Source organism: Massilia sp. CT11-108, assembly GCF_047302915.1.
GTDB lineage: Bacteria > Pseudomonadota > Gammaproteobacteria > Burkholderiales > Burkholderiaceae_D > Telluria > Telluria orientalis.
The window spans coordinates 1-2,084 of sequence record NZ_JBKYMO010000727.1 but is presented as its reverse complement, the minus strand read 5'-3'; the positions used below and the strand labels follow the sequence as shown (position 1 = coordinate 2,084).

2 protein-coding genes and 1 pseudogene are annotated in these 2,084 nt (G+C 70.0%); all 3 read right to left on the bottom strand.

Annotation, left to right across the window (positions count from 1 at the left end):
• Positions 1 to 554: pseudogene (locus tag ACEN88_RS29985) on the bottom strand (hypothetical protein); the annotation flags it as partial.
• On the bottom strand, positions 542 to 976 hold the full coding sequence (locus ACEN88_RS29980; protein ID WP_413345575.1) for a DUF4124 domain-containing protein: 435 nt from the start codon (positions 974 to 976) through the stop codon (positions 542 to 544). The pseudogene ACEN88_RS29985 and the gene ACEN88_RS29980, both read right to left, overlap by 13 nt.
• Before the next feature lie 13 nt (positions 977 to 989).
• A partial coding sequence (locus ACEN88_RS29975; protein WP_413345573.1) for an FAD-binding oxidoreductase occupies positions 990 to 2,084 on the bottom strand: 1,095 nt, incomplete at its 5' end.

The following is a 2,084-nucleotide window of genomic DNA, read 5'->3' as shown; positions in this document are numbered from 1 at the left end:
CCCCCCCCCCCCCCCCCCCCCCCCCCGCGGGGGGCCCCTCTTTTGAAAAACCCCCCCAGCCCGCCCCCCCCCCCGCCCCCGCCCCCCCCCCCCCGCGCCCGCCCCCGCAACTGAAACACGGCGTCGTCCGCGAGGACGTCGTACGGGTGGGACGCATCCGGCACGCCCATCAGGTCGGGGGCGATATAGCCGGCGCGGAACGCGTCGAGGCCGACGATCTTCAGCGACCCCTGGCCATCGGCCCGGGCGGCGTCGACTTCCAGCACGGGCGAGGCGAGGGCGACCCCTTCGTGGGTGGCCAGGCGCGGATAGATGCCTTCGTCGAACAAGGCTTCGCGTCCCGTGACCTGGACGTCGGCCTGGCCGGACAGGCTGTGCACGGCCGCGTTGAATTCATTGAATGCCGCCGCATTGATCAGGTGGATGGCGAAGCCCATCGCGACGCCGACCGCGATGGCGACGACGGCCAGCACCGCGCGCATCGGGTGCGCGCGCCACTCGCCGAACAGCAGCCAGCGCGACAACGGGTTGACGCCGAAGATCACGCCGGACATTCCACCGCCAGCGCTTCCGTCGCCCGTTTCGACCGGCGCTGCGCGGCCACCCTGGCGCGGCCGGTCAGCCGGGCGACGTCTTCCTCGGCCCAGCGCTTGCGCAGGTTCAGCCGCGCGCACTGCTTGCGGTGCGTGGCGGCGGCTCTGGCCTGGCGCGCGTCGGCCTTGTCGCTGCGTTCCTGTTCTTTCTCCCTTGCGATGCGCAGCTTTTCCAGCGCGAGAAGCGTGCGCGCGTCGCGCGTCGGCACCGATTCCGCGCCGTCCGGGCGGATGCCCGCCGGCGCCGGCAGTTCGACCGATTTGCCGTGGGCGCACGGGCGATCCGAGTAACCCGTCTTGCCGTCGTGCGTGCACTTGTAGACGGGATCGGCGAGGGCGTTGGTCAACAGGCAGGCCGCCAGCAGGGGAAGAAAACGCATCATGAAGGTCTCCGGGTCACAGGATTTTACCGGGGTTCATGATGCCCAGCGGGTCGAGCGCAGCCTTGATCGCACGCATCAGCTGCAGCTCGACCGGCGACTTGTAGCGCGACAGCTCGTCGCGCTTCAACGCGCCGATCCCGTGCTCGGCCGAGATCGACCCGCCATGCGCCGCCACGCTGTCGTGCACGATGCGGTTGATGGGGCCCTGCTCGGCGAGGAAATCGTCGTGGCGGATGTCTTCCGGCGGCGCGACGTTGTAGTGCAGGTTGCCGTCGCCCAGGTGGCCGAAGCAGACGACCTGCACACCGGGATAGTCCGCGTCCAGTTGCGCATCCGTCGTCTCGATGAAGTCGGCGATGCGCGAGATCGGCACGGAGATGTCGTGCTTGATGTTCTTGCCGGCCGCCGCCTGCGCGAGCGGGATGTGCTCGCGGATGGCCCACAGCGCGCGCGATTGGGCGATCGACGTCGCGACGACGGCGTCCTGCGCGAGCCCGTCTTCCAGCGCCCGTTCGATCGCGCGCTCCAGCAGCGCCACGCCGTGCGCCTCGGACTCGTGGCTCGACAGTTCCAGCAGCGCGTATTGCGGATAGCGTTCCGGGAACGGCTTCGGCAGGTCGGGGAAGTGGCTGGCGACGAGGCGCAGGCTGACGTCGCTCATCAATTCATAGCCCGTCAAGGTCGGCCCGCATTCGCCTTCGACGAGCTTCAGCAGCGCCAGCGCGTCGCGCGGCGTGGCCAGCGCGACGAGCGCCGTGATCGCCGCCTTCGGCTGCGGGAACAGTTTCAGTACGGCCGCCGTGATGACGCCGAGCGTGCCCTCCGCGCCCACGTACAGGTCGCGCAGGTCGTAGCCGGTGTTGTCCTTGCGCAGGCCCCGTAGGGCATCCCACACCTCGCCCTGCGCCGTGACGACTTCCAGGCCCAGGCACAGTTCGCGCGTGTTCCCGTAGCGCAGGACGCCGGTGCCGCCCGCATTGGTCGACAAATTGCCGCCGATGGTGCAGCTGCCTTCGGCCGCCAGCGACAGCGGGAACAGCATGCCGTGTTCGCTGGCCGCCTGCTGGATGTCCTGCAGGATGCAGCCGGCTTCCACGGTCATCGTGCG

What these genes read in the sequence shown, in the direction of transcription:
- ACEN88_RS29980 (WP_413345575.1), bottom strand. Translation starts at nt 976, where the DNA reads ATGATGCGTTTTCTTCCCCTGCTGGCGGCCTGCCTGTTGACCAACGCC.